At 45.8% G+C, this 26,081-nt stretch carries 21 protein-coding genes and 1 pseudogene; 6 read left to right on the top strand and 16 right to left on the bottom strand.

Annotation, left to right across the window (positions count from 1 at the left end; all coding sequences use genetic code 11):
• Positions 1 to 179: 179 nt before the first annotated feature.
• Complete coding sequence (gene cadC, locus IJ23_RS19670) at positions 180 to 1,742, bottom strand: lysine decarboxylation/transport transcriptional activator CadC (RefSeq protein WP_033907146.1); 1,563 nt, start codon at positions 1,740 to 1,742, stop codon at positions 180 to 182.
• Between the two features lie 163 nt (positions 1,743 to 1,905).
• Positions 1,906 to 2,304, bottom strand: a complete 399-nt coding sequence (zntR, locus tag IJ23_RS19675) for a Zn(2+)-responsive transcriptional regulator (RefSeq protein WP_005382529.1) — start codon at positions 2,302 to 2,304, stop codon at positions 1,906 to 1,908.
• 265 nt (positions 2,305 to 2,569) lie between these two features.
• Between zntR and purH the strand changes: the two genes are divergently transcribed.
• Both purH and purD read left to right on the top strand, forming a co-directional pair.
• Positions 2,570 to 4,162, top strand: coding sequence for a bifunctional phosphoribosylaminoimidazolecarboxamide formyltransferase/IMP cyclohydrolase (purH, locus tag IJ23_RS19680; protein ID WP_033907147.1), 1,593 nt, complete (start codon positions 2,570 to 2,572; stop codon positions 4,160 to 4,162).
• A gap of 194 nt (positions 4,163 to 4,356) precedes the next feature.
• Positions 4,357 to 5,646, top strand: a complete 1,290-nt coding sequence (purD, locus tag IJ23_RS19685) for a phosphoribosylamine--glycine ligase (protein WP_033907148.1) — start codon at positions 4,357 to 4,359, stop codon at positions 5,644 to 5,646.
• Positions 5,647 to 5,729: 83 nt separating this feature from the next.
• Here the strand turns inward: purD and IJ23_RS19690 are convergent, their stop codons facing one another.
• Positions 5,730 to 6,428, bottom strand: coding sequence for a DUF1481 domain-containing protein (locus IJ23_RS19690; RefSeq protein WP_033907149.1), 699 nt, complete (start codon positions 6,426 to 6,428; stop codon positions 5,730 to 5,732).
• A 39-nt stretch (positions 6,429 to 6,467) separates the two neighbouring features.
• Entirely contained in the window at positions 6,468 to 6,740 is a 273-nt protein-coding gene (gene hupA / locus IJ23_RS19695) for a nucleoid-associated protein HU-alpha (protein WP_005382524.1), read from the bottom strand.
• 253 nt (positions 6,741 to 6,993) lie between these two features.
• Here hupA and IJ23_RS19700 point away from each other — a divergent pair, with 253 nt between their 5' ends.
• On the top strand, positions 6,994 to 8,127 hold the full coding sequence (locus tag IJ23_RS19700; RefSeq protein WP_033907150.1) for a hemolysin family protein: 1,134 nt from the start codon (positions 6,994 to 6,996) through the stop codon (positions 8,125 to 8,127).
• A 79-nt stretch (positions 8,128 to 8,206) separates the two neighbouring features.
• On the opposite strand, the gene IJ23_RS19705 is transcribed toward IJ23_RS19700, so the two are convergent.
• Positions 8,207 to 8,794 carry a YjaG family protein gene (locus IJ23_RS19705; RefSeq protein WP_005382520.1) on the bottom strand — a complete coding sequence of 196 codons (588 nt, stop codon included), beginning with the start codon at positions 8,792 to 8,794 and terminating at the stop codon, positions 8,207 to 8,209.
• Positions 8,795 to 8,859: 65 nt separating this feature from the next.
• On the opposite strand from IJ23_RS19705, the gene IJ23_RS19710 reads away from it, so the two are divergent.
• Both IJ23_RS19710 and IJ23_RS19715 read left to right on the top strand, forming a co-directional pair.
• Positions 8,860 to 9,783 (top strand): D-2-hydroxyacid dehydrogenase, encoded by a 924-nt coding sequence (locus IJ23_RS19710; RefSeq protein ID WP_005382519.1) that lies wholly within the window; start codon positions 8,860 to 8,862, stop codon positions 9,781 to 9,783.
• A gap of 2 nt (positions 9,784 to 9,785) precedes the next feature.
• A complete protein-coding gene (locus IJ23_RS19715; protein WP_005382518.1) occupies positions 9,786 to 10,358 on the top strand; it encodes a uracil-DNA glycosylase family protein in 573 nt (190 codons plus the stop codon).
• Positions 10,359 to 10,598: 240 nt separating this feature from the next.
• Here IJ23_RS19715 and hemE read toward each other — a convergent pair whose 3' ends face one another.
• Both hemE and nudC read right to left on the bottom strand, forming a co-directional pair.
• Entirely contained in the window at positions 10,599 to 11,666 is a 1,068-nt protein-coding gene (gene hemE, locus IJ23_RS19720) for a uroporphyrinogen decarboxylase (protein ID WP_033907151.1), read from the bottom strand.
• 247 nt (positions 11,667 to 11,913) lie between these two features.
• Positions 11,914 to 12,711 carry an NAD(+) diphosphatase gene (nudC, locus tag IJ23_RS19725; protein WP_005382516.1) on the bottom strand — a complete coding sequence of 266 codons (798 nt, stop codon included), beginning with the start codon at positions 12,709 to 12,711 and terminating at the stop codon, positions 11,914 to 11,916.
• Between the two features lie 177 nt (positions 12,712 to 12,888).
• On the opposite strand from nudC, the gene IJ23_RS19730 reads away from it, so the two are divergent.
• Positions 12,889 to 13,380, top strand: a complete 492-nt coding sequence (locus tag IJ23_RS19730; RefSeq protein ID WP_005382515.1) for an Rsd/AlgQ family anti-sigma factor — start codon at positions 12,889 to 12,891, stop codon at positions 13,378 to 13,380.
• A 173-nt stretch (positions 13,381 to 13,553) separates the two neighbouring features.
• On the opposite strand, the gene rpoC is transcribed toward IJ23_RS19730, so the two are convergent.
• The 9 genes and pseudogenes from rpoC to tuf form a co-directional block, all read right to left on the bottom strand.
• Positions 13,554 to 17,756, bottom strand: a complete 4,203-nt coding sequence (rpoC, locus tag IJ23_RS19735) for a DNA-directed RNA polymerase subunit beta' (RefSeq protein ID WP_005382514.1) — start codon at positions 17,754 to 17,756, stop codon at positions 13,554 to 13,556.
• 104 nt (positions 17,757 to 17,860) lie between these two features.
• On the bottom strand, positions 17,861 to 21,889 hold the full coding sequence (gene rpoB / locus IJ23_RS19740) for a DNA-directed RNA polymerase subunit beta (RefSeq protein WP_005384685.1): 4,029 nt from the start codon (positions 21,887 to 21,889) through the stop codon (positions 17,861 to 17,863).
• A gap of 252 nt (positions 21,890 to 22,141) precedes the next feature.
• Positions 22,142 to 22,510, bottom strand: coding sequence for a 50S ribosomal protein L7/L12 (rplL, locus tag IJ23_RS19745; RefSeq protein ID WP_005382540.1), 369 nt, complete (start codon positions 22,508 to 22,510; stop codon positions 22,142 to 22,144).
• Positions 22,511 to 22,567: 57 nt separating this feature from the next.
• Positions 22,568 to 23,062 (bottom strand): 50S ribosomal protein L10, encoded by a 495-nt coding sequence (rplJ, locus tag IJ23_RS19750; protein ID WP_005382538.1) that lies wholly within the window; start codon positions 23,060 to 23,062, stop codon positions 22,568 to 22,570.
• A gap of 293 nt (positions 23,063 to 23,355) precedes the next feature.
• Positions 23,356 to 24,057, bottom strand: coding sequence for a 50S ribosomal protein L1 (rplA, locus tag IJ23_RS19755; RefSeq protein ID WP_005384683.1), 702 nt, complete (start codon positions 24,055 to 24,057; stop codon positions 23,356 to 23,358).
• A gap of 4 nt (positions 24,058 to 24,061) precedes the next feature.
• Entirely contained in the window at positions 24,062 to 24,490 is a 429-nt protein-coding gene (rplK, locus tag IJ23_RS19760; protein ID WP_005384682.1) for a 50S ribosomal protein L11, read from the bottom strand.
• Between the two features lie 164 nt (positions 24,491 to 24,654).
• Entirely contained in the window at positions 24,655 to 25,203 is a 549-nt protein-coding gene (nusG, locus tag IJ23_RS19765) for a transcription termination/antitermination protein NusG (RefSeq protein ID WP_005384681.1), read from the bottom strand.
• A 13-nt stretch (positions 25,204 to 25,216) separates the two neighbouring features.
• The gene (secE, locus tag IJ23_RS19770; protein ID WP_005384680.1) at positions 25,217 to 25,597 is read right to left on the bottom strand and encodes a preprotein translocase subunit SecE; all 381 of its coding nucleotides are present in this window, start codon (positions 25,595 to 25,597) and stop codon (positions 25,217 to 25,219) included.
• Between the two features lie 266 nt (positions 25,598 to 25,863).
• Positions 25,864 to 26,081, bottom strand: a pseudogene (tuf, locus tag IJ23_RS19775) (elongation factor Tu); the annotation flags it as partial.

Here is a 26,081-nt window from a genome sequence, read left to right on the forward strand (position 1 = left end):
GAGATAGAGATAGAGATAGAGAAGCAAAGCGGGTATGTATTCCCGTTGCAAGCTTGCGTTGTTAGCTCCTTCGTAAGTCATTGCCCCACCGCCCCACCCTTTTCACTTTTCGACAGCGACAAAAAAGCCCCTCATCGAAATGAGGGGCTAGCATTAGGCTGACGTTGAGTCCGAGAGAATTAAAGCATTCGAACGACAGAAGGGTGAACGGCGCGATACATGGCGTAATCAATCGCCTTCATGTTACTTGGGAAGACCAAGTTTTCGCACAGCAGGTACGTCTCAACCGACGTATCAATATAGAAAGCTTCACTGTAAGACTCACTGGCTAAATCCAGATCACCATCCAATTCGGCGTGCTTACCGCGAATCACATAGGAAAGCACTGAATCACGTAACCTCAATGCCTGTCCGAGATGCCGCTTGGCTAACGCCATGTCACCAATGATGGTTTCGTGCAGTGCTAAAGCTTCATAAATTCGCGGTTGAATTGGCCCCACCATCATTTTCACATTAGTCTCTAGTGCTTCACTGAGCTGCTGCATTCGCCCTTTCTTCAACTCCTGTGAGAAATCAAGTGCCTTTTGTACATGGTAAGCAATCAACAACTCAGCTTGAACGTAAGCATTATCCGGCTCGATTTCTAAAATGTTTTCCATCAAGTCGATACCTTGGCGGAATTGTTTAGTATCAGAGACATTAAGGTAATGGTTAGCCTGAACAAACAACTCCAACGCGTCGGGATTCATTGGCATTCCCGCCACCAGCATCGTAGATTTCAATCTGGCATCCGACACTTTCAGCACTTGCATCAAATCCAACGACGCTTGTTGAAGCACTGTCTTTAAATGACTACTGGTTAACGCGTATTGACGACTAAACAACACTTTTTCAGATGAGTTATTGCGATATTCCACCTCTAAAAAGCTGCCACCGTCATTCTCACGAACTCTCACCACAACCGATTTACCAGGCACAATGCCAGAAGTAAACGACGCCTTCTTTAGCATGACTCGGTAATCACTGACTTGAGCAATGTCGGACATCAACTTTTGGGCGAATCCGTCTGCCAAATCGTAGCTTAACCCTTCATTCGTAAAATTATCTTGAAACTTGAACTCAATAAGATGGGTATCGATGGCTTGGGTAATACGCACTTCCGACTGCTTGTAGGTAAACACGCCCATCACTACGACCAACATACTGATCCAGATGAAGTTCATAATTCCCAATCGCCAAGGACTGATTTTGTTTTTGCTCTGAGGGGCTTTTTTCTCTTTTGACATCTCGCAGACCGCGCGAGTTAGAGGACCGGCAGGAAAGGTAACGGCTGGTGCTATAGGTAGACAATCCTCTTCCGATTCTTCAACCGAAGGTGGGATCTCTTCATTTTGCCGACTTGTGACAAACTCTTCATGCGTCATAGTAACCACGTTCGCTACCAGCTTATAGCCACGCTTGGGCACCGTGATAACGTAGTTGGTATTTTCCTCTCGACCGTCACGCAGTAGCTTACGCAACTCAAAGATGGATTGAGTCACCACTTGATCGGTCACAATCGCTCCAGCCCAAACGTACTGAATCAATTCCTCGCGGTTGAACACCTCATTCGCATGCTCCGCTAAGAAGTGCAAAAGATTAATTAAGCGTGGCTCAACAGTAACTTCCCTATCTTGTCGATACAGCTTATTTTCATCCACGCTCAAAACCCAGTCATTGATTTGAAAATAGACTCCAACCATGTATGAAAACTCTCGTATCTACATACAGCGTTACGGTAGGAATCAGACAATGGTCGATTCCTACAAATAACTAAAGGCAAGATTATAGGTGGGAAAGCAGCGTGTACCTAGAAAAGCAAGTCACCAAAAATGCAAACTTAAGTTAAGTGATTCAAGAATGAGACTACTCAAGTGCTGCAAGGATAGAGCAATGTGTGGCGTCATCGTCTGTATGACCACAACAAGCATCATTAATCTTCTTCAAAGCTCGGCGAATTTTCGTCAGCTCGTTAATTTTCCCATCAATCAGCTCTAACTTAGCAGAAGTAATGGCTTTTACCTCTGCACAGCTGTGTTCTGTCGCTTCTAACTTAATTTCTAACAGGTCTTTAATTTCATCCAGACTCAAGCCAAGATCTTTACCTTTGAGGATAAAGTGCACCTGCTTTTGATTCTCTTCATCATACAAGCGGTAGCCTGACTCACTTCGTCCTGCGGGTTTTATTAGCGCGTTTTTCTCGTAGAAACGCAATGTATCGGCAGTCACACCACAACGTTTTGCCAGTTCACCTATCTGAAACATAACTTTCCCTATTAACTATCTCGTTACTTTTAAAGCTAAAGAACGACTTTTTTGCAATTATTTTTGAGATGCCAAACGATTGCGCGAGCTTTTTTGTAATAAATTGGTTAGAATACGCGCCATCAAATGTGGAGACTGTTTTCTAACCAGAAAACACCCTGCAAAGGTCTTTACCAAAACTGGCCAATATTTTACCCCAAGAGGTAAAAACAAGTTCATTTTTGGCAAACATCTTTAACTCCGTGAATTTGAGGAAAATGGAAGCATGAATAACGCTCGTCCTATTCGCCGTGCGCTTATCAGCGTATCAGACAAAACAGGTATTGTTGAGTTTGCGCAAGCTCTTGCTGAGCGCGGTGTCGATATCCTATCTACTGGTGGTACAGCTCGCCTACTTGCCGAACAAGGCATCGCCGTAACCGAAGTCTCTGACTACACTGGTTTCCCAGAAATGATGGACGGCCGCGTTAAAACGCTTCACCCAAAAGTTCACGGTGGTGTGCTTGGTCGTCGTGGCCAAGATGATGACGTGATGGAAAAGCACGGCATCAACCCTATCGATATGGTTGTCGTAAACCTATACCCATTCGCAGAAACCGTTGCCAAAGAAGGCTGTACACTAGCCGACGCGGTTGAAAACATCGATATCGGCGGCCCAACCATGGTTCGTTCTGCAGCGAAAAACCACAAAGACGTGACTATCGTTGTTAACGCAGGTGATTACGGCCGCGTAATTGCAGAGATGGACGCAAACGACAAATCTCTCACTCTCGAAACTCGCTTCGACCTTGCCATCGCTGCTTTTGAACACACTGCCGCTTACGATGGCATGATCGCAAACTACTTCGGCACTATGGTTCCATCTTACGGTGAGAACAAAGAAGGTGATGAAGAGTCTAAATTCCCACGTACTTTCAACCAACAGTTCGAGAAGAAACAAGACATGCGCTACGGTGAGAACAGCCACCAAGCAGCCGCATTCTACGTTGAAGCAAACCCACAAGAAGCATCCGTTTCTACTGCTCGCCAAATCCAAGGTAAAGCCCTTTCTTACAACAACATCGCAGACACGGACGCCGCACTTGAGTGTGTGAAAGAGTTCAACGAGCCAGCATGTGTGATCGTAAAACACGCGAACCCATGTGGTGTAGCGCTGGGTAAAGACATTCTAGAAGCATACAACCGCGCTTACCAAACTGACCCAACATCAGCGTTCGGCGGCATCATTGCATTCAACCAAGAGCTAGATGCTGAAACAGCAACCGCTATTGTTGAACGTCAATTCGTTGAGGTCATCATCGCTCCTTCCGTTTCTGCTGAAGCGATTGAAGTGGTTGCAGCGAAGAAGAACGTGCGTCTACTTGAATGTGGCGAATGGACAACGAAGACAACTGGCTTTGACGTGAAACGGGTGAATGGCGGTCTACTGGTTCAAGACCGTGACCAAGGCATGGTAAGCCTAGACGATCTAAAAGTGGTTTCTAAGCGCCAGCCAACAGAAGAAGAGCTGAAAGATGCCCTATTCTGCTGGAAAGTAGCGAAATACGTGAAATCTAACGCAATCGTTTACTCGAAAGGCGACATGACTATCGGTGTAGGTGCTGGCCAAATGAGCCGCGTTTACTCTGCGAAAATCGCAGGCATCAAAGCTGCAGACGAAGGTCTACAGGTTGAAGGTTGTGTAATGGCATCAGATGCATTCTTCCCATTCCGTGACGGTATCGACGCGGCTGCAGAAGCGGGCATCAAGTGTGTGATCCAACCAGGTGGTTCTATGCGTGATGACGAAGTTATCGCAGCGGCAGACGAACACGGCATGGCGATGATCTTTACCGGTATGCGTCACTTCCGCCACTAATCCTCTCGTCTTCACTGGGACGATAACTGCGTTGACGGCGTTCACTTATCCTAATCACATAGCATACTATGCTCATAGGAATAAGTTCACTTGTCGCCTTGTCCTCGTCCCATTGAATTAGAGAGGCCATACTCAGGTCTTTGCGAAATATCTGAGTTTGAGCAAACGGTATTTATAAGATTAAGGATTTTCATATGCGAGTTTTAATCATTGGTTCAGGCGGTCGTGAACATGCGCTAGGCTGGAAAGCAGCGCAAAACCCAAATGTTGAGACTATTTTCATTGCTCCAGGCAACGCAGGTACAGCACTAGAGCCAAAACTAGAGAACGTAAACATCGATGTAGAAGACATCGCTGGCCTTGTTGCTTTCGCCAAAGAGAAGGCGATTGAACTGACTATCGTTGGCCCAGAAGCACCGCTGGTTATTGGTGTGGTTGATGCGTTCCGCGAAGCGGGCTTACCAATCTTTGGTCCTACCCAAGCCGCAGCGCAACTTGAAGGCTCTAAAGCGTTTACCAAAGACTTCCTTGCTCGTCACCAAATTCCAACGGGTGCCTACGCGAATTTCACTGAAATCGAGCCTGCACTGGCTTACGTGCGTGAGCAAGGTGCACCGATCGTGGTGAAAGCCGACGGCCTTGCAGCTGGTAAAGGCGTGATTGTGGCAATGACGCTAGAAGAAGCTGAGGACGCAATCAAAGACATGCTAGCAGGCAACGCATTTGGTGATGCTGGTAGTCGTGTCGTTATCGAAGAGTTCCTAGATGGTGAAGAAGCAAGCTTCATCGTGATGGTGGATGGTGAGAACGTTCTGCCAATGGCCACCAGCCAAGACCACAAACGCGTAGGCGACAAAGATACTGGTCCTAACACCGGTGGCATGGGAGCATACTCTCCAGCTCCAGTGGTAACACAGGAAATCCACAACCGCATCATGGAAGAAGTGATTTACCCAACAGTACGTGGCATGGCCTCTGAAGGTAACCCTTACACTGGTTTCCTATACGCGGGTCTGATGATCGACAAAGACGGCACTCCGAAAGTAATCGAGTACAACTGCCGCTTCGGTGATCCTGAGACACAACCTATCATGATGCGCATGGAATCGGATCTTGTTGATCTGTGCCTAGCGGCAATCGACGAGAAACTGGATCAAGCGGAATCGAAGTGGGATCCACGAGCATCGATTGGTATCGTGCTAGCAGCCTGTGGTTATCCAGCAGCGTACAACAAAGGCGACGTTATTTCGGGTCTGCCACAAGTTGAAATTGAAGGCGAAAAAGTCTTCCATGCTGGTACAGATAACAAAGATGGCGACATCGTGACAAACGGTGGTCGTGTTCTTTGTGCAACCGCACTTGGCAACAGTGTATCAGAAGCGCAGCAGCGTGCTTACGAGCTTGCAAAACAGATCCGTTGGGATGGCATGTTCCATCGCAACGACATCGGCTACCGTGCAATTGCACGTGAGCAAGAAAAATAAAAACAACATGAGTTGGCTAAAAAACAAAAGGCGCACTCAGCGCCTTTTTTATTGTTCTTGTTCGACAGAATTCGAAGCAATGTTTATTCAGAGATCAACGTTGGCCGAGAAACACAATCAAAGTCATCGTCATTGAGCATCAACAGTTCATCGACCATTGCTTTGTTTCGTGACTGCTTGCCGACAAAAGCCACATAACTGTCTACCGATGAGAGACGCTCGATAATAAATTTTGGCAACGTCTGATTAAACTCGAGCGTCGAGAACACCTTACCTTTGCAGGTTTCAAACGATTGACCATTCCAATAACCTTGAATAAGGCTCTGATTGTTACGAGACTGCGCCTTAACCGATGCCACTACGTCATTCGCTTCTGCTTTGTAGCGCTCTAATTGGTCATGCTGAAGTGGTAAGACTTTACGGTTAACACGATATTTTTGGTAAACCGCTTCGCCATCTTTATTGAAACGGATGTGGATTTGAAAAGGCACCAACTCTTGTTTGGTATCAACTTGCTCGCCTTTTCGAATCAACTCTCGCAACTCACCTTCATCCCAGCGATAATCACTCTGGAACCAACCATTGTCCACCATAGTCACATAATCAGCCGCCGTACTCACACGAGTGAGTTTCTCTGTCATCCAGTACAAGCTGCTAGCATCTCCCGCAACTTTACCACCAGAAAAATGCGTGAATTGTTCTAAATTAGGAGTTTCAACCGACGAACAGCCAAAAAGGGTAAGGCTAGATAGGAGAAGTGAAGTGAGTAGATGTTTTTTCATGAAATTGCACCGAGGCAGGATACCTCGGTGCATTCTAACTTAGTTTACTGATTCTTTCAGCGCTTTACCTGCTACGAATGCTGGTACGTTAGCTGCTGCGATTTGAATCTCGTCACCAGTCTTAGGGTTACGACCAGTACGTGCAGCGCGGTGGTTTACTTTGAATGTACCAAAACCAATTAGTTGAACTTGGTCACCCTCTTTAAGTGCGCCAGTTACACCATCAAGAGTCGCTTCAAGAGCAGCTTTTGCTTGTGCTTTTGATAGGTCTGCTTTCTCTGCGATAAAGTCGATTAATTGGGTCTTGTTCATTAGGTTTCCCTTCTCATAGGTTATCGAATTCGTCTCACTCTAAAACATAAATGCCCCATCTGGCAAAGGTTTGTAAGCGATCTTTCGATTTTCTGACGTACTTTTAGCCATAATATGAGTAATAACTCACAATTTGTTACCACATACCCCCTGAAAACCCTTGCTTTCCAAGGTATTTGGACCAATTTATAAGTCACTTTTGCGGTTATAATAGCTGCAAATAACCACTATCAAACTACATTCAAGGGCAACTATGCTGCTGTTATCCATTTATATCTCTATTGCAATCGGCATTTCGTTTATCTGTTCGGTGCTGGAGGCGGTACTGCTGAGTATCAGTCCGAGCTACATTGCGCAGCTCAATCAACAGGGGCATCCCGCAGCTGGGCAATTGGCTAAGCTGAAATCAGATATCGACCGACCACTGGCATCTATTCTGACTTTAAACACCATCGCTCACACTATCGGCGCGGCCACTGCTGGTGCACAAGCTGCGGTTGTATTTGGTAGCGAAGCATTAGGTATCTTTTCGGCAGTGCTGACATTGGCGATCTTAGTGCTTTCAGAAATCGTACCGAAGACGATTGGCGCGACCTACTGGCGTCAGTTGGCACCCACTGCCGCGGTCGCATTGCGTTGGATGGTATGGGCGCTTACACCCTTTGTTTGGTTCTCAGAGCAAATCACCAAGCGTCTTGCTCGTAACCACGAAGCTCCAAAGATGCGTGATGAGCTGTCTGCAATGGCGATTCTGGCACGTGAAAGCGGTGAGTTTGCCGAGGGTGAATCAAAAATCTTAAGCAACCTGCTTGGCATCCAAGATGTACCCGTAACGCAGGTTATGACGCCACGACCAGTAGTATTCCGTGTCGATGCCACAATGACCATCAATGAGTTCCTAGAAAAACACAAAGATACGCCTTTCTCACGCCCATTGGTTTACAGCGAGCAGAAAGATAACATCATTGGTTTTGTGCATCGCCTTGAGTTGTTCAAACTACAACAATCAGGTAGTGGGCAGAAACAGTTGGGAGCAATCATGCGCCCAATTCAAGTGGTGCTAAACAATACCACTTTACCTAAAGTATTCGACCAGATGATGACTCATCGCTTACAGCTGGCACTTGTTGTTGATGAATACGGTACCGTGCTAGGTTTGGTAACGTTGGAAGATATTTTTGAACACCTCGTAGGCGAGGAGATCATCGACGAAGCAGATAAAAGCACTGACATGCAGGAGCTGGCTTACCAACGCTGGGAAAGCTGGAAAGAAATGCACGGCGTAATCGAAAGCCGCGATGACGATGAAGAAGATAACGAGCTGGAGAAGCAGGATAAAGAGCCAGAAGCTCAAGAGCCACCGAAACCCGACTCGAAAGAATCGTAATCAGCATTAGGTATAACAGCTTAAACGCACAAACAAAAAAGGCATCCAGTTAGGATGCCTTTTTCTATTTATTCAACAATTAAAGTGCAATACCGATGTTGCTCACACCTTCTTCACGTAGCTCTTCACGCAAATCTTTAATCAAGCTGATGTCACGTTCTACCGCTTCACGCAGCGGACGGAAGATAGCCCACTGGACGTCCCACTCTTCACATACGGCTTCGTTTTCTTTCTGGTTGTCGTTAGTGATTGGCTCTGCGCCTTGTGCTTGCTCTAGATCAGCAACGGTTTGTACCGACTGTTGACTCACTTTAAGCATTGAATCGAAAAGGTAGTCGCGGTCCAATAGACCATGCAGTAACGTAGACAACCCCTGACACGCGTCCATAGCTGGGTAAACGCCGTAAAAATCGAACTCATCCGCACTTGGGAACAACTCTTCTAACTTCTCCAATTGACGTTCGAAGTTAATTTTCGCGTTCTTAACTGTCAAAATTTCCCATACACTATCAAGAATCGCTCGGTAAGCACGCGGGTCAGCAAATTCTGTATTCTCACAAAACATCGCATAGTTTGGATACATGCGTTCACACAGACACGCCATAAAGGTAATTTGTTGCCAAGGTTCTAGTTTTTCTAAACGAACCTGAAGAGGATTCTTAAGCATAGTCACTCAATCATTGAAGAAAAAACAGCGAAAGTGTACTTGATTCATCACAGGGAAAAAAGTTAATGCCGCATTCAAATCAGATTTTCCTGCTCTCAGAGCATCGCGACACCTACAAAACGTTACTGGCAGAGAAAAATCTGCCCGATCTTTGTCTCACCGACCAACCAGAAGCCGCTCAGATCGTACTAGCGGATCCACCCTTACTATCACAAAGCTTAGACGAATTTTCACAGCTTGAATGGGTGCAATCCACGTTTGCTGGTGTCAACGCCTTAACATCCCCTAGCCTTCGTCAGGACTATACTCTAACTAACGTTCGAGGCATCTTTGGTCCACTGATTGCTGAATATGTTTTGGGTTACAGTATTGCCCATTACCGCCACTTTGCCCGATACCACCAGCAGCAACAAAACAAACAATGGCAGCCTCACCTGTACACGTCATTAAAAAGTAAAACCATGGTAATTCTTGGTACCGGTAGCATTGGGGGCTATCTGGGCAACGCCGCTAAAGCAATGGGGATAAAAACTATCGGTATTAACCGCACAGGTATCCCTACTCCAGGCGGCGAGTTTCATCAGACCTTTCATATCAATGAACTAAGTAAGGCATTTGAGCAAGCCGACATCGTTGTGAATACTCTACCAAGTACACCTGAGACGCGACAGTTACTTAATCGTCAAACGCTCAGCCAACTAAATCAGGCGTTATTGTTTAACGTAGGTCGTGGCGACGTACTGGATGAGGCAGGGTTGCTCTTCGCTCTGAAAAACCGTTGGGTAGAACACGCCTTCTTAGATGTGTTTGAGCAAGAACCGTTGTCGGTAGAGCATCCATTTTGGAAACTACCGCAAGTCACCATCACTCCACACATTGCTGCGCTGAGTTTTCCCGAGCAAGTCATCGAGATTTTTGCTGACAACTATCTACGCTGGCGCGATGGGTTTTCATTAAATTATCAAGTGGATTTCGAAAAGGGTTACTAAGAATGTCGTTAGACGAGCTATTGCAGCAAGTGAGGGCCTGCCAGATCTGCGCGGATAATTTACCTTTGGGCGCAAACCCTGTCGTACAAGCAGCAAAAGGGGCACGCATCCTAATCATCGGTCAGGCCCCTGGCACACGTGTACACAAAACCTCGATACCTTGGAATGACCCAAGTGGTGATCGATTACGCCAATGGCTCGATATCGACAAAGACGTTTTCTACGACCCAAATAAAATTGCCATTGTCCCAATGGGATTCTGTTATCCAGGCAAAGGGAACTCTGGTGATTTACCGCCTCGTAAAGAATGTGCGCCCACTTGGCATAAAAAGATTCTTGAGCAACTGCCCAATATAGAGCTCACTCTACTAATTGGTCAGTACTCGCAGCAGTACTATCTCACCAACAAACCAAAGACGCTCACGCAAACTGTTCAGCAATGGCAAGATTGGGAACCGGACTTTATCCCGCTCCCTCACCCATCTCCACGCAATACATTGTGGTTAAAGAAGAACCCTTGGTTTGAATCTGACGTCGTGCCATACCTTAAAAAACGCGTTCACTCGATGCTTTAGGTTACCCATGATCTAATTGCTTTTTTATCTGTACAAGAAAATTAGAACATAAAAGCCGAAGTCATAAGTATTTGTTTATATTGAATTTTAATGTCTAATGTACAGCTAGAGTAGTAATTAGATCATAGTAGGCCAAATACTACTAGAGCTGTACAGCCTTGAGTCTCAGATAGAAAAACTGAATTTTAGGTAAAAAAATACCGGCACTGAATGCCGGCATTTGATTTCAAAAAGTCGAAGTTACTTGTGGTACGGCTTAGATAGCTCGTGTACCGCTTCCACAAATACGCCCGCGTTTTCTGGCGGCACATCCAAATGGATACCGTGACCTAGGTTGAACACATGACCAGTACCTGCATCACCAAAACCTTCTAGAATACCCGCGACTTCTTCACGGATACGCTCTGGTGAAGCGTAAAGCATTGATGGGTCCATGTTACCTTGCAGAGCCACTTTATCACCGATACGTGCTTTCGCGTCTGCAATGTTGATTGTCCAGTCTAGACCAACCGCATCACAGCCCGTTGCAGCGATTTGCTCAAGCCACATGCCGCCATTCTTAGTAAACAGTGTGACTGGCACGCGACGACCGTCGTTTTCACGCATCAGACCATCTACAATCTTGTGCATGTATTGCAGTGAGAACAGATTGTAATCACGAGGCGTTAGTACGCCACCCCATGTGTCAAATACCATTACCGATTGCGCACCCGCTTTAATTTGCGCGTTTAAGTACTCGATAACGCTGTCTGCCAGCTTATCTAGAAGTAGGTGCAGAGTTTGTGGTTCCGCGTACATCATCTTCTTTATCTTGGTAAACGCTTTAGAGCTACCACCTTCGATCATATACGTCGCAAGAGTCCAAGGACTACCAGAAAAACCAATCAGCGGCACTTCACCCTTCAGGTCTTTACGGATCTGGCGTACTGCGTTCATTACGTATTGCAGTTCACCTTCAGGATCTGGCAAACCAATTTTTTCCACGTCGGCTTTGCATGTAATTGGGTTATCAAAAACAGGTCCTTCACCCGCAGCAAAACGCAAACCAAGCCCCATTGCATCTGGAATCGTTAAGATGTCCGAGAATAAGATCGCGGCATCAAGAGGAAAACGGCGTAATGGTTGAAGTGTCACTTCGGATGCTAATTCTGCATTTCGACACAAAGACATGAAATCACCCGCTTCTGCACGAGTCGCTTTGTATTCTGGTAGGTAACGACCTGCCTGGCGCATCATCCATACTGGCGTGTAATCTACCGGCTCTTTTAAAAGCGCACGCAGATAACGATCATTTTTTAATTCAGTCATTCCGTAATTCCAACTGTTAGGCTTTCTGTGAAAGGGGGTATTCTATCACTGATTTAAGTCCAATAGCTGTGTGCTTTGCAACCTGGATCAAGTTATTAACTTTTAAATCAATGCTTAATTTGCACCCAATCGGTATCAGTGTTAAAAATTTGTTCGCTAGCGAAAACTACAATTATAAACTGAGTACTTAGTACTCAGCATCTCATAACGACATCTTACTTACCCCCTCCCTCTCGGAGGGTTTTTTTTATCTATTTATCAGACAATTAGAGTCTATATCTTTCAGCGTTTGTTCGATAAGTGCTCTTGCAATCGTTCCTTTAGGCGCAACAGGCGGCATCTCGTCGATACCAAACCATTGTGCATCAGACAGCTCAGTGTAGTCTGGGCTTAACTCTCCGGATTCATAGTCAGCTAAAAACCCCATCATCATACTGGATGGGAAAGCCCAAGGCTGGCTGCCAAAGTAACGAATATTTTTAACGAGAATTCCCGTTTCTTCATGAATTTCTCGAGCCACGCACTCTTCTAATGTCTCACCGACTTCTAGAAAACCCGCAATAACCGTATACATACCATTTCGATGCCTTGGATGTTGGGCTAATAAGATCTGATTTTCTTTACGTACAGCAACGATAATACACGGAAATATTCTAGGATAATGAAGGGTGCGACATTCACCACACTGCATGGCTAACTGGTTATTATTAAGAAAGTTTCTTCCTCCGCACTGTGGACAAAAGCGCAAACTTTGCGTCATGTGCCCATATTGCACAGCTTTACTTAACAACATAAATAATGGCTCAGGAAAATGCAGGCAGTCACGCAGGGATACTAAAGGTAGATCATGCTCTAAATCGGCCAAGTTAAGCCACATGACGGGCGAACCAGAATACTCACCAATGGGTCTTGCACTCGTTACTGGCAGTGATAACTGCTCTGCAGACCCGAAGGGCACAGCACCATCCACCAGCCAAATTTCACTTCCTGCAACAACACACCAGTATGCATTTATCGCGCGGTTAACATCACCTTTTCTTAACATTACACCATCCCTTTGCTTGAAGTTCGTTCATTTTACTGGCAATCTAATTTCATACTAGAGTTTATCGTTAAGTAAATGTGCACTCTAAATTCTAGTAAGGACAAGAGTTTGTAATAACTTTACTAACTTTGCTTTGCAAAGGATACGTTCGCCGATGGGCGATCAGATCATGAGGGCATGGTCATGCTAAGAAAATTCAAACAAACACAAGACCAGTGGGGTGGCTCAAGTGATGTCATTGATCACTGGTTAGAGACACGACAATCCCTGATTGTTGAATATTGTAAGCTTGCAGCGCTGCAACCTTGTTCGAAAACCAATGTTATTGAACTCCCATCTCCTTCCGAACTGCAGGATTTCTGTCAGCACCTCGTTGATTACATCTCCGAAGGCCACTTTAAAATTTATGACATGGTTATGGACCGTTGGAAAGCAACCGGCTTTGTCGTGACTAATGAGATCAATCAAACCTATGGTCAAATTGTTCTAACGACTGAACCATTATTGAACTTTAACGATAAGTACTCAGAAGTGACTGAAGATGATGAATTAAATGATTTCGATTCTGATATGTGTCTCATTGGGGAAATTCTTGAGACTCGCTTTGAAGTCGAGGACTATCTGATACAGCAAATCGCAGAAAGCCTGTCTATGCCACCTGGAGCTTAGTATTTGCAAACATTCAGAAATAGAGTGAGAGAAAAGACTGACGATCATCGTCGGTCTTTTTTGTTTCTAGCTTTATCGAAAATCCCACCGGAAGAACAAAGTAGTATAAAAAACTAAAAAGGCACCCGAAGGTGCCTTTTTCTTAAGCTTTTAACGATTACTCGTTATATGACTTACTCTTCAGAAGAGAAACCAGCGTTTAGAAGTGCCGCTAGGTTATCCGTTGCTTGCTCAGCAGAAGGACCATCTTGCGCTTCAGAACGTTTAGCTTGACGCTCTTGGTGGTATGCGAAACCAGTACCAGCTGGGATCAGACGACCAACAATTACGTTCTCTTTCAGACCACGTAGGTCATCACGCTTACCAGAAACCGCAGCTTCTGTTAGTACGCGAGTTGTCTCCTGGAACGATGCCGCAGAGATGAACGACTCAGTCGCTAGAGATGCTTTAGTAATACCTAGTAGTTCACGTTCGAAACGTGCAGGCTCTTTGCCTTCAGCTTCTAGGTTACGGTTAGCAATCTTAACTTGTGAGTACTCAATCTGTTCACCAGGTAGGAACTCAGAGTCACCAGAGTGAGTAATAGTACACTTACGTAGCATCTGACGAACGATAGTTTCAATGTGCTTATCGTTAATCTTAACGCCTTGTAGACGGTAAACTTCCTGTACTTCGTTAGCAATGTACTGCGTTACCGCGTGTACGCCACGTAGACGTAGGATGTCATGTGGAGACTCTGGACCATCTGCGATCACATCACCACGTTCAACTTTTTCACCTTCGAATACGTTCAACTGACGATGCTTAGGAATCATCTCTTCGTAAGCTTCACCGCTTTCACGTGTGATCACTAGGCGACGTTTACCTTTCGTCTCTTTACCAAAGCTCACAGTACCTGTGTGCTCAGCAAGGATTGCAGGCTCTTTCGGCTTACGTGCTTCAAATAGGTCAGCAACTCGTGGAAGACCACCGGTGATATCTTTGTTACCGCCAGACTTCTGAGGAATACGTGCTAGTGTTGCACCAACACCTACTGCTGCGCCATCTTCGATGTTCACAATCGCTTTACCAGGTAGGAAGTAGTGAGCTGGCATATCAGTACCAGGGATCATTACATCGTTACCTTGCTCGTCAACAAGTTTGATAGCTGGACGCATATCTTTACCTGCTGAAGGGCGAGCTGCTGGGTCAGTTACTTCACTTGAAGATAGACCAGTTAGGTCATCAGTTTGACGAGATACTGTTACGCCGTCGATCATATCTACGAACTGGATGCGACCTGCTACCTCAGTAATGATAGGTAGTGTGTGCGCTTCCCAGTTTGCAACTGTTTCGCCAGCTTGAACTGTATCACCATCGCCTTTGCTTAGTAGCGTACCGTAAGGCAGTTTGTGCTTCTCTTTAGTACGACCAAACTCATCAACGATAGTTAACTCTGTCGCACGAGAAGTGATAACGATCTTACCGTCATCAGCCAATACAGATTTAGCGTTGTGTAGCTTGATAGAACCGTTGTTCTTAACTTGAACACTGTTCTCTGCCGCTGCTGTCGATGCAGCACCACCGATGTGGAAGGTACGCATCGTTAGCTGTGTACCTGGCTCACCGATAGACTGAGCAGCAATAACACCCACTGCTTCACCTTGGTTCACTAGGTGACCACGTGCTAGGTCACGACCGTAACATTGTGCACAACAACCGAAGTCAGAATCACACGTTACTACAGAGCGCACTTTCATGCTGTCTACTGAGTTCTCTTCCATGATTTGACACCACTTCTCATCGATCAGGGTGTTACGTGGAATAAGAACGTCTTCAGTGCCAGGTTTTAGTACGTCTTCAGCAACAACACGACCAAGAGCAAGCTCAGAAAGTGCAACTTTAACATCACCACCCTCGATGTGAGGCATCATGTCGACACCTTCGTGAGTGCCACAGTCATGTTCAGTTACAACAACGTCTTGAGCAACGTCTACTAGACGACGAGTTAGGTAACCCGAGTTCGCTGTTTTCAGTGCCGTATCCGCAAGACCCTTACGAGCACCGTGCGTTGAGATAAAGTACTGAAGTACGTTTAGACCTTCTTTAAAGTTAGCTGTGATCGGCGTTTCGATGATTGAACCATCTGGACGCGCCATCAGACCACGCATACCCGCAAGCTGACGAATCTGTGCTGCAGAACCACGAGCGCCCGAGTCCGCCATCATATAGATGCTGTTGAATGACTCTTGCTGTTCCTCTTCACCGTCACGGTTAACTACCGTTTCAGAAGAAAGGTTTTCCATCATTGCTTTCGCAACACGGTCGTTGGTCGATGCCCAGATATCGATAACTTTGTTGTAGCGTTCGCCCGCAGTAACAAGACCTGATTGGTACTGTTCCTGGATTTCACGTACTTCTTCTTCCGCTTCTGCGATTTCAGTGTACTTAGCTGCTGGTACAACCATATCGTCGATACCAACAGATACACCAGAAAGTGCCGCGTATGCGAAACCTGTGTACATGATTTGGTCAGCGAAGATTACTGTGTCTTTCAGACCTAGTTTACGGTACGCCTCGTTAAGTAGGTTAGAGATTTGCTTCTTACCTAGCTTTTGGTTAACGATGCTGTACGGTAGACCAGCTGGCACGATTTGCCATAGCATTGCACGACCAACGGTGGTGTCTACCATCTTGGTTTCTGTAGTGCTGTTGCCGTCTTCGTCTACAACTGTTTCTGTAATACGTACTTTAACGCGTGCGTGAAGCTCAGCTTGTTTAGTGCGGTATGCTTTCTCAGCCTCTTCTGGGCCAGAAAGGTACATGCCTTCACCTTTCACGTTGATCTTTTCACGAGTCATGTAGTACAGACCCAATACAACGTCCTGAGAAGGTACGATGATCGGATCACCTGACGCTGGCGACAGAATGTTGTTTGTCGACATCATCAGAGTACGAGCTTCAAGCTGTGCCTCTAGAGTTAGAGGTACGTGAACCGCCATTTGGTCACCATCGAAGTCCGCGTTGTACGCTGCACAAACAAGTGGGTGTAGCTGAATCGCTTTACCTTCGATCAGTACTGGTTCGAACGCCTGGATACCTAGACGGTGAAGTGTCGGTGCACGGTTCAATAGTACTGGGTGTTCACGGATTACTTCGTCTAGGATATCCCAAACGACCGCTTCTTCACGCTCTACCATTTTCTTAGCAGCTTTGATTGTAGTCGCAAGACCACGAGTCTCTAGCTTGCTGTAGATAAATGGTTTGAATAGCTCAAGTGCCATCTTCTTAGGAAGACCACACTGGTGTAGACGAAGGTATGGACCTACTGTGATTACAGAACGGCCAGAGTAGTCTACACGTTTACCTAGAAGGTTCTGACGGAAACGACCTTGTTTACCCTTGATCATATCAGCAAGAGATTTCAGAGGACGCTTGTTAGAACCTGTGATCGCACGACCACGACGACCGTTATCTAGTAGCGCATCAACAGACTCTTGCAGCATACGTTTTTCGTTACGTACGATGATGTCCGGAGCAGCTAGCTCTAGAAGACGCTTCAAACGGTTGTTACGGTTGATCACACGACGGTATAGATCGTTAAGATCAGAAGTCGCAAAGCGACCGCCATCTAGAGGTACTAGAGGACGTAGATCTGGCGGAAGTACTGGAAGTACAGTTAGGATCATCCACTCAGGGTTGTTACCCGATGCGATGAACGCTTCTACCAGCTTAAGACGCTTAGTTACTTTCTTACGCTTAGTTTCAGAGTTTGTTGTCTCTAACTCTTCACGCATTTGTTCTGCTTCAGCGTGCATATCCATAGAACCTAGTAGGTCCTTGATAGCTTCCGCACCCATCTTAGCAGTGAACTCGTCGCCCCACTCTTCTAGACGATCTAGATACTCTTCTTCAGTAAGCATCTGACCTTTTTCTAGATCAGTCATACCAGGCTCTGTTACTACGTACATTTCGAAGTACAGAACGCGTTCGATATCACGTAGAGGGATATCCATTAGTAGACCGATACGAGACGGTAGCGATTTTAGGAACCAGATGTGAGCTACTGGTGAAGCCAGTTCAATGTGGCCCATACGGTCACGACGAACTTTAGTTTGTGTAACTTCTACACCACACTTCTCACAGATAACACCACGGTGCTTCAGGCGCTTGTACTTACCACAAAGACATTCGTAGTCTTTAACTGGACCAAAGATACGCGCACAGAACAGACCATCGCGTTCAGGTTTGAACGTACGATAGTTGATCGTTTCAGGTTTTTTAACTTCACCGAAAGACCATGAACGGATCATGTCTGGTGAAGATAGACCGATTTTGATTGCATCAAATTCTTCGGTCTTATGCTGTGCTTTTAGAAAGTTTAATAAGTCTTTCACAATCAGCTCCTGTAAGGAGTTAAAAGGAGCTCACTTGCTAAAGTGAGCACCTTCTTCCAAATAATCGCTTTGATTCTCTCGACTTTCATCAAGAGAGAAAAGGATTACTCTTCGTCTTCTAGCTCGATGTTGATACCTAGCGAGCGGATCTCTTTCAACAGTACGTTGAACGATTCTGGCATGCCAGGTTCCATGCTGTGGTTGCCGTCTACGATGTTCTTGTACATCTTAGTACGGCCGTTAACGTCATCCGACTTAACCGTTAGCATTTCTTGTAGCGTGTAAGCAGCACCGTATGCTTCTAGTGCCCATACTTCCATCTCACCGAAACGCTGACCACCGAACTGAGCTTTACCACCTAGTGGCTGCTGAGTTACTAGGCTGTACGAACCAGTTGAACGAGCGTGCATCTTGTCATCAACAAGGTGGTTCAGTTTCAGCATGTACATGTAACCAACAGTTACAGGACGCTCAAACGCATCACCTGTGCGACCATCAAACAGTGTTAACTGACCTGATGTTGGTAGATCTGCTAGCTCAAGAAGTGCTTTGATTGACTCTTCTGGAGCGCCATCAAATACAGGAGTCGCGATTGGTAGACCGCCACGCAAGTTCTTGATCAGAGTACGTACTTCATCATCAGATAGAGAAGCAATGTCTACTTTCTGGCGAGTGTCGCCTAGATCGTAAACTTTTTGTAGGAACTCGCGGAATTTCGCTAGTTCTTGCTGCTCTTTAACCATCTGGTTGATCTTGTCACCGATACCTTTCGCTGCCAGACCTAAGTGTACTTCTAGGATCTGACCGATGTTCATACGCGAAGGTACACCCAGTGGGTTAAGTACGATGTCTACAGGCTGACCTTTCTCATCGTATGGCATGTCTTCAACAGGGTTGATCTTAGAGATTACACCCTTGTTACCGTGACGACCCGCCATCTTATCACCAGGCTGAATGCGACGTTTAACCGCTAGGTAAACCTTAACGATCTTCAGTACACCAGGTGCTAAATCATCACCTTGAGTGATCTTACGACGCTTAGTTTCGAACTTCTTATCGAAGTCGGCTTTTAGCTCATCCCACTGCTCAGCAAGTTGCTCAAGCTGAGTTTGTAGTGCGTCATCTTCTAGCGTTAGTTCTAGCCACTTCTTACGATCAGTTGTGTCTAGTTTCGCTTCAGAGTAACCGCCTTCAATCAATACAGCTTTAACACGGTTTAGAAGGCCGCCCTCAAGAATCTGGAATTCTTCAGTTAGGTCTTTCTTCGCTTCTTTAAGCTGCATCTGTTCGATTTCAAGCGCACGCTTGTCTTTCTCTACGCCATCGCGAGTAAAGACTTGAACGTCGATGATCGTACCTGATACAGAGTTAGGTACACGTAGTGAAGTATCTTTAACGTCAGATGCTTTTTCACCGAAGATTGCACGTAGTAGCTTCTCTTCAGGCGTTAGCTGAGTTTCACCTTTAGGTGTAACTTTACCAACTAGGATGTCGCCACCCTTAACTTCAGCACCGATGTAAACGATACCTGACTCGTCTAGTTTAGACAGAGCAGACTCACCTACGTTTGGAATATCCGCTGTGATCTCTTCAGAACCAAGCTTAGTATCACGCGCCACACAAGTCAGTTCTTGGATGTGGATAGTCGTGAAACGGTCTTCTTGAACTACGCGCTCAGATACTAAGATCGAGTCTTCGAAGTTGTAACCGTTCCAAGGCATGAACGCGATACGCATGTTTTGACCAAGCGCTAGTTCACCAAGGTCTGTTGAAGGACCATCAGCAAGAACGTCACCGCGTGATACAGGCTCACCTGGCATCACACATGGGCGCTGGTTAATACATGTGTTCTGGTTAGAACGTGTGTATTTAGTCAGGTTGTAGATGTCGATACCAGCTTCACCTGGTACTAGCTCTTCTTCGTTAACTTTAACAACGATACGAGAAGCATCTACTGACTGGATTACACCACCACGTTTAGCAACTGCAGTTACACCTGAGTCAACGGCTACGTTACGTTCAATACCAGTACCAACAAGCGGTTTGTCAGCTTTCAGTGTTGGAACTGCCTGACGTTGCATGTTCGCACCCATCAATGCACGGTTCGCATCATCGTGTTCTAGGAACGGGATAAGCGATGCAGCGATAGATACAACCTGGTTTGTCGCAACGTCCATGTACTGAGCGTGCTCACGAGGGTGTAGACCAGATTCACCTTTCTGACGAGCTGTGATCAGCTCATCTGCAAAAGTACCATCTTCGTTTAGCTTAGCGTTCGCCTGTGCGATAACGAATTGGCCTTCTTCGATTGCAGATAGGTAATCTACTTCGTCTGTTACTACGCCATCTACAACGCGACGGTATGGTGTCTCTAGGAAACCGTACTCGTTACAACGCGCAAACGCAGATAGAGAGTTGATCAGACCGATGTTTGGACCTTCAGGCGTTTCGATAGGACATAGACGACCGTAGTGAGTTACGTGTACGTCACGTACTTCGAAGCCAGCACGTTCACGAGTTAGACCGCCAGGACCCAATGCAGAAATACGACGCTTGTGCGTTACTTCTGATAGCGGGTTGTTTTGGTCCATGAACTGTGAAAGCTGTGAAGAGCCAAAGAATTCTTTAACTGCCGCAGAAATTGGCTTCGCGTTGATCAAGTCTTGAGGCATGATTGCGTCAAGATCGCCTAGGCTTAGACGCTCTTTAACTGCACGCTCAACACGTACTAGACCTACACGGAACTGGTTCTCAGCCATTTCGCCTACAGAACGGATACGACGGTTGCCTAGGTGGTCGATATCGTCCACTTCGCCCTTACCGTTACGGATCGCGATCAGCTTCTTCATCACTTCGATGATATCAGTTTCATCAAGTGTGCCTTGCTCTTGAGCATCTTCACGGCCGATAGAGCTGTTGAACTTCATACGACCAACAGTCGATAGATCGTAACGCTCTTCAGAGAAGAATAGGCTTTCGAATAGAGCTTCTGCAGCTTCTTTTGTTGGCGGCTCACCAGGGCGCATCATGCGGTAGATTTCTACCAATGCAGAAATACGATCAACCGTGCTGTCGATACGTAGTGTTTCTGACATGAATGGACCATGGTCTAGATCGTTCGTGAATAGAACTTCTAGCGCTTTGTGGCCAGCCTGAGATAGGTTCGCTAGTGCTTCCAGGCTGATTTCCTGGTTAGCGTTAACAATGATCTCGCCTGTTGCTTCATTGATATAATCTTTTGATGCAACTTTACCTACGATGTACTCAACTGGTACTTCGATGTGATCAACACCATCTTTTTCTAGTTGGCGGATATGACGAGCTGTTACGCGACGACCTTGCTCAACGTAAACTTTACCATTTGCTTCGATGTCGAATGACGCAGTTTCACCACGTAGACGATCCGGAACCAACTCCATCAATAGAGTTTGGTCTTTCACTTCGAAGTTCACTTTCTCGAAGAAGATATCTAGGATTTCTTCTGTCGACTTACCTAGTGCTCGAAGGATGATCGATGCTGGTAGCTTACGACGGCGGTCGATACGAACGTATAAGTTATCCTTAGGATCAAACTCGAAATCAAGCCATGAACCACGGTAAGGAATAACACGTGCGTTGTATAAAACTTTACCTGAAGAGTGGGTCTTACCCTTATCGCTGTCGAAGAACACGCCTGGGCTTCGGTGCAGCTGGGATACGATAACCCTCTCGGTACCGTTGATTACGAAGGTACCATTGTCTGTCATGAGTGGAATTTCACCCATGTAGACTTCTTGTTCTTTAATGTCTTTTACAGTACCTGCTGGCGCGTCTTTATCAAAGATAACTAGGCGTAGTTTTACACGTAGTGGCTTTGAGTAAGTTACACCGCGGATTTGACATTCTTTAACGTCAAAAACTGGCTCACCAAGACGGTAGCTAACGTATTGCAGCTCAGAATTGCCGTTGTAGCTCTGAATCGGGAATACAGAACGGAAAGCGGCTTCAAGACCGTATTGACCTTCAGGATCCTGTTCGATAAATTTGTCGAACGAATCGAGCTGGATCGATAGCAGGTATGGAATGTCCAAAACTTGTGGACGAGTACCAAAGTCCTTACGGATGCGCTTTTTCTCGGTATAAGAGTAAACCATGGGGTTCCTCAGCTCGCTGATAAGTGACCCAAACTGTCCGCCCGCTCCTAGTTACTTAAGGGGGGTAAGGGACAGTGACTAATATAGCTGTTTACTGTAGTGACATTTCATTTCGTAAGAATGAAATGTTTTTTGCATGGATATCAGGCGCTTAAACAGCGGGAAAATTCGCCTATACCCTACAGCGCAAAAAGGCCGGTGGTTAAAAAACCACCAGCCAATTAGCCGTTAGGCTAAGAAACTATGCAATAATTACTTAACAGCAACAGTTGCACCAGCTTCTTCTAGCTGAGCTTTAAGAGCTTCAGCTTCTGCTTTCTCAACACCTTCTTTAAGAGGTGCTGGAGCGCCGTCTACTAGAGCTTTAGCTTCTTTAAGACCTAGGCCAGTTGCGCCACGTACTGCTTTGATTACAGCAACTTTGTTACCGCCAGCAGCTTCTAGGATTACGTCGAATTCAGTTTGCTCAGCAGCAGCTTCGCCTGCAGCAGCGCCGCCAGCTACAACAGCAGCAGCAGCAGAAACACCGAATTTCTCTTCCATTGCTTCGATTAGTTCAACAACTTGCATTACAGACATTTCTGCAACTGCGTCTAGGATTTGCTCGTTAGTAATAGACATAACAATTCTCTTTTAAGTCAACAATAAGTTTATTAAGCAACCAGTAAAAAGCAAGGCTTATGCCGCTGCTTCTTGTTTTTGATCGCGGATAGCTGCGATAGTACGCGCCAGCTTGCCAGCCGAAGCTTCTTTCATGCACATCATTAGGCGTGCGATTGCTTCGTCGTAAGTTGGTAGTGTTGCTAGTACTTCAGCGTCAGTTAAAGCGCCTTCAAATGCAGCAGCTTTGATCTCGAAATCTTTGTTCTCTTTAGCGAAGTCTTTGAAAAGACGCGCTGCAGCACCTGGGTGCTCATTAGAGAATGCGATTAGAGTAGGACCAGTGAAAGTGTCAGTTAGACACTCGTACTCAGTACCTTCAACCGCACGACGAGCAAGAGTGTTACGAACAACTCTCATGTAAACGCCAGCTTCACGAGCTTGTTTACGTAGAGAAGTCATCGCGCCAACTTGAACGCCACGAGAATCAGCTACAACTGCAGAAAGTGCACCACTGGCAGCTTCGTTGACTTCAGCAACAATTGCTTTTTTGTCTTGAAGGTTTAAAGCCATCTTGGATTTACTCCTGGTTGTCGTTACACCACTCACTATCATCACGACAGTGAGAGCTATTGAGGTGCTTCCCCAGAAGAAAGTTAACTATATTACATAGAGCTTTCTGTCAGTTCGGGCACCATCTACGTAGGATAATTAAGTTTGCTTTTACACAAACACCTACGGTCTTGGACGGAGACTGGGTCTTAATTCATTTCGAACTAGGAGACAGTTCAAAGAACCAAAGTTCAGCCCCAACCACAAATATTAGGCGCAAAATTATACACTAATTTTGCGCCTAAGCAAATAAATTATGCTTGAGTGTTCAGGCTAGCCTGATCAACAGCAACACCAGCACCCATAGTAGTAGAGATGCTTACTTTCTTCAGGAAAGTACCTTTCGCTGAAGATGGCTTAGCTTTCTTCAGAGCAACTAGAAGTGCTTCTAGGTTCTCTTTGATCTGCTCAGCAGAGAAGTTTGCTTTACCGATAGTAGTGTGGATGATGCCGTTTTTGTCGTTACGGTAACGAACCTGACCAGCTTTAGCGTTTTTAACTGCTTCAGCAACGTTAGGAGTTACAGTACCAACTTTAGGGTTTGGCATAAGACCGCGAGGACCTAGGATAGTACCTAGTTGACCTACAACGCGCATTGCATCTGGAGAAGCAACAACTACGTCAAAGTTCATTTCGCCTTTCTTAACTTGCTCAGCAAGATCTTCCATACCTACGATGTCTGCGCCAGCTTCTTTAGCTGCTTCAGCGTTAGCACCTTGAGTGAACACTGCAACGCGGATTTCGCGGCCAGTACCGTGAGGTAGTACAGTTGCACCACGTACGTTCTGGTCAGATTTACGAGCATCAATGCCTAGGTTAACAGCAACGTCTACAGACTCAACGAATTTAGCAGTCGCTAGTTCTTGAAGAAGAGCAACAGCTTCGTTGATTTCGTATTCTTTAGTTACGTCAACTTTTTCGCGGATTACGCGCATGCGCTTAGTTAGTTTTGCCATCTTATTAACCCTCTACCACTAGGCCCATTGAACGAGCAGTACCAGCGATAGAACGCTTCATCGCTTCGATGTCAGCACCAGTCATATCAGCAGCTTTAGTTTCTGCGATTTCTTGGATTTGAGCGTCAGTTACAGTACCAACTTTTTCAGTGTTTGGACGACCTGAACCAGACTTAACGCCAGCAGCTTTCTTAAGAAGAACAGCAGCAGGTGGAGTCTTAGTTACGAACGTGAAAGAACGGTCGCTGTATACTGTGATAACTACTGGAGTTGGTAGACCTTTCTCAATAGATTCTGTTTTTGCGTTGAACGCTTTACAGAATTCCATGATGTTCACACCGTGTTGACCTAGTGCAGGACCTACTGGTGGACTAGGGTTAGCCATACCAGCAGCAACTTGTAGCTTGATGTAAGCTTCAACTTTCTTAGCCATGATAATTCCTAAGTTTGGGTACAAACGCTAATCGCGGATCAGCTCCCCGTTTGTGTAAGAAACTTTTTACTTCACTTGAAGTAAAAAGGCGCGAAATTATAGTCATAATCCGCGCCTTATACAACCCTAAAAAGGTGATTTTTTATACTCTTTAACGAAGAGTCTTAGTCCAGCTTTTCAACCTGACCAAATTCAAGCTCAACTGGTGTCGCACGACCAAAGATCGATACAGACACTTTCAGGCGGCTCTTCTCGTAATCCACTTCTTCAACAGTACCGTTGAAGTCAGCAAATGGACCTTCGTTAACACGTACCACTTCACCCGCTTCGTACATTGTACGCGGACGAGGCGCTTCACTCGCTTTCTCAAGACGATTAAGAATCGCGTCAGCCTCTTTATCCGTGATAGGTGCCGGACGGTCTGAGGTACCACCAATGAAGCCCATGACACGCGGCACACTGCGTACTAGGTGCCATGATTCATCGTTCATAATCATCTGAACAAGGACGTAACCTGGGAAGAACTTACGCTCAGATTTGCGACGCTGACCCGCGCGCATTTCCACTACTTCTTCAGTAGGAACCAGTACTTCACCGAATAGCTCTTCCATGCCGTGCATTTTGATATGCTCGCGCAGAGATTGAGCTACACGACCTTCAAATCCAGAGAAGGCTTGAACCACATACCAGCGTTTTTTTGGAGCTTCACTCATGAATAAAAACCCTCTATACCCCAGTTGCTAGAGCTACTAGACGAACCATAATTCCGTCAATACCCCATAGCACTAGAGCCATTACAATACTTACAGCTAAAACGATCAGTGTTGTTTGCATGGTTTCTTGGCGAGTAGGCCAAACAACTTTACGTACTTCCATACGAGATTCTTTTGCAAAACTGATCGCTGCTTTACCTTTAGTCGTTGTTGCTGCAACGCCTAAGGCAGCTGCAATAAGAACAACAACGCCTGCAGCACGAACCACTACAGACATTTCACCATACAGGTAATTACCCACAACAGCGGCAGCTGCCAATACGAAAGCGGCTACCCACTTAAACGTATCTGCTGCGTTTGAGCTATCAGGAGTTTCAGCATTATTTGCTTTCATAAAACCAACCTGTTACAAGTCTTAATATAGACGACAACAACCCCGCTGTTGCAGGGCAAACTCCATATCGCTGAAAAAATCAGCGTACTCTTCTTAAGATTAAGCCTCTTTGCTTAATCTTGCTCTGCGCCCAACCCACTTCTGAACAAGAAAACAGCAAAAATAATGTTGAGTGCAGAAAAAGGGCATCAAATGATGCCCTTTTTGCTACTGGTTCGTCAAATCTAATTCAAGATTTTCCGAAAGCATCGCTAATTCGCTATGAATTAGTCGAAGATCTTAGCAACAACACCAGCACCTACTGTACGGCCACCTTCACGGATCGCGAAACGTAGACCTTCGTCCATTGCGATTGGTGCGATTAGCTCTACAGTCATCTGTACGTTGTCGCCTGGCATTACCATTTCTACGCCGTCTGGTAGCTGGATGTCACCAGTTACGTCAGTTGTACGGAAGTAGAACTGTGGACGGTAGCCTTTGAAGA

The organism is Vibrio sp. OY15, assembly GCF_000742455.1.
GTDB lineage: Bacteria > Pseudomonadota > Gammaproteobacteria > Enterobacterales > Vibrionaceae > Vibrio > Vibrio alginolyticus.